This window comes from Paenibacillus sp. 01L418 (genome assembly GCF_056400045.1).
In genome coordinates, this window is sequence record NZ_JBFTSN010000589.1 from 1 (window position 1) to 3,209 (window position 3,209).

Below are 3,209 nucleotides of genomic sequence, written 5' to 3' on the forward strand. Positions count from 1 at the left end.
GTCACATGCCAGATCTGTCTTATTTTATTGGCGCCGTCAATTTTGGCCGCTTCATACAACGTCGGATCGATCGAGGCCATCGCAGCTAAGTAAAGAATCGTCCCAAATCCGGCTTCTTTCCAAATACCAGACACAATGAACGTCACCGGCCACCATAGCTTATCTGCCATAAAATAGATCGGCTCTATTCCAAACGCCTGCAATAAATAATTCACTATGCCTGTAGATGGCGATAACAGTGCAATAATGATGCTTCCGAGGACAATCCACGAAATAAAATGAGGAATGTACAGCAAGTTTTGCAATGTTCGTTTATACCACTCCACCCGAACTTCATTAAGCATGATCGCGAGCAGAATCGGAGCAGGAAACGCAAAGAGCAAGCTGTACAGGTTAAGCAGCAGCGTATTTTTTAATACGATATAAAACTCGCGACTGGCAAACAACTTCTCAAACTGCTGGAATCCTACCCAAGAGCTTCCCCAAATCCCATCGGATAATCGATAATTTTTGAAAGCAATGATTTCCCCAGCCATCGGTGCATATTTAAATAGCAATAAATAGATGGCTACTGGCACTAGCAGCATATAAAGAAATCGATTGCGTTTTAATTCCTTCCGCATGGATCTTATCCATCTCGAGYCTGCTCCTGCTTTCGGCATTTTAGGCATGGGAGCTAGATCCGCTGACTGCGAATGTTGCTTCAAAGTAATCCCCCTTTCTTTTGGCATGTTATCATTCTGTTCAGCAACGCCTTGCCAACTTAACGTAACATGTACAGCCGAATGCGGAAATCTCCACTTTTTGTGCTGCTATTCCTTCACTCTGAAAGCGCACCTTCCATTTTTGTGATGCTATCCCTTTTTCATTATCTATCGGCTGAAAACCCTTTATTTACTTGACATCTTGGGTTTTCAGCATGCAAATCCGAAGTTAGAGCGCCAAGTTAGATAGGCACAGTCCAGATACAAGAGGAGGGCAATTCGTGCGATAAAATGGTCGAGGAGCCTGTAACCATWTTGATTCTGTCGTCAACACTTATTAGGAAACGCTTACAATTGGTTGTTATTAAAACACCAAAACTAACTTGTCTGAGCACCCGTAAGAACCTATTTGTTCTTACAGAGCCTGCCTGACCGCCTTAACGCATCCGAATGATCGTTATAAGCACATATGGGTTCTTACTGCTCCAAAACTAACTTGTCTGAGCTCCCGTAAAAACCTATAGGTTCTTACAAAGCCCGCCTGACCGACAATCTGCATCCGAATGGTCACTTTAAGCGCATATGTGTTCTTACAACTCCAAAACTAACTTGTCTGAGCTCCTGTAAGTACCTATAGGTTCTTACAAAGCCGGCCTACAGTCTGCATCCGAATGGTCACTGTAAGCGCATATGTGTTCTTACTGCTCCAAAACTAGCTTGTCTGAGCTACTGTAAGAATCTAGTGGTTCTTTCAGAGCCCGCCTGACCGCCTTAACGCATCCGAATGATAGCTGTAAGCACATATGGGTTCTTACAGCTCCAAAACTAACTTGTCTGAGCTCCTGTAAGAACCTATTTGTTCTTACACAGCCAGCCTGATCGACTGCCCACAACCGAAAGATTGCTGTAAGCACATATGGGTTCTTACTGCTCCAAAACTAGCTTGTCTGAGCTCCTGTAAGAACCTATTTGTTCTTACAAAGTTAAACCATACAGACTGCGGTTCGTCCCTATGGATATCAACCTTGATGTGCTTAGTGGCTGGTTAATCCAAGTTGTCATATTAACTAAGTCTCCCTAATAATAAAAAAAGATCACCCGTATTGGTGATCTTTTTGTTTCAACTATAAACGTTGCCCACATTTTATGATTTGAATAATTCGCACTTATTTATTAATCCTTTCTAATTGCATCAAGCTGAGACTGGCTCATGTGCAAGTCTCTAGCAACAGACAAAGCTGCATAATCTCCGACTTCTTCTCCAAGACCGGCAGGAACGATCTCGCAAATCGCTAAGGAATTCGGTAGAGCCTCCATCTGGAGCGCTTCCAGCATATAGGGTTCGATAAGCTGTCTTTGTCTTCCATAGATGCTCCCGATGATAACTTTTTGCGGATTAATAATATCAATGAGGATAGCTACTCCGCGTCCCAGATGACGTCCGACGTCTTGGAAAATACGGAGTGCCCATGGATCGCCTTTTAAAGCCGCTTCTGCTACATCTCTAGCAGAGATCTCATCGATGGAATCAGATGGATGATAGAAGGATGGGAATTCTCCACCGCTATCCATTCGTCCTGTCACTAAGGATTGAGCAGCACGGGCTATGCCTCCCCCACTGCAGAAGCCCTCAAAAGATCCTGCTTTGTTATATCCGATCGGTCCTTCATTCTCCAGTCGAATATGTCCCACTTCGCCCGCATTGTCATTCGTTCCTGAATATAAACGCCCATCCAGAATAAGTCCTGCTCCCATTCCAGTCCCGAAGGTAAGGAAGATCATATTGCGGGTTCCTCGGCCTGCACCCCATTGCCATTCGGCGAGGGCACATGCGTTGGCATCATTTTGCAATCCGACCGGTACATTAAAGTAATGCTCAATCGGACTAATGACGTCGACTTTATTCCAATGTGACAAATTAGGGGGAGATAGAATAAGCCCATATTGGCTATTTAGAGGTCCACCACAGCTGATACCTATCGCTTTTAATTGTTGTCTATCACCCGGATATTTTAAGAACAAAAGGGTTAATTCATCAATCATTTGTTGGATGGTCTCTTCTGGCGTAGGCGCAGTCAAAACGTATGCTTTATCGATAATTTGTATTTGATTTTCCGATAATCGTCCGATTGTGACCGCGCATTTGGTTCCGCCAATATCAATTCCAGCATAAGTGATCATCCTCCAAAAAACACCTCCTCAAGCATGATGCACAAGGTATGATAGATAGGAAGATGCCGCTCTTGAACATCCGGTGTTTCGTAATAGGGGACTGTGATCGTAACATCACATAGCACCTTCATCTTACCTCCCGATTTCCCTGTTAACCCAACGGTTTTCATTCCCTTTGCTTTAGCGATTTGAAGGGCACGAATGATGTTGCGAGAGTTCCCTGAAGTGCTAAGGCTTAGAAAGACATCCCCTTCATTGCCATAGCCGTAAACCTGCTGTGCGAAAACCATATCGGAATCTACGTCATTAGCGTAAGCTGTCATAAAAGCACTC

General features: G+C 44.1%; 3 protein-coding genes. All 3 read right to left on the minus strand.

Features of this window, described 5'->3' with window-relative positions; translation table 11 throughout:
- The coding region (locus tag AC1DSE_RS33185) for an ABC transporter permease subunit (RefSeq protein WP_477528908.1) at positions 1-707 on the minus strand (707 nt) is incomplete at its 3' end.
- A gap of 1,170 nt (positions 708-1,877) precedes the next feature.
- Entirely contained in the window at positions 1,878-2,885 is a 1,008-nt protein-coding gene (locus tag AC1DSE_RS33190) for an ROK family protein (protein WP_441884982.1), read from the minus strand.
- Positions 2,882-3,209: D-sedoheptulose-7-phosphate isomerase (locus AC1DSE_RS33195; protein WP_477528909.1), on the minus strand; the 328-nt coding region annotated here is incomplete at its 5' end. The genes AC1DSE_RS33190 and AC1DSE_RS33195, both read right to left, overlap by 4 nt.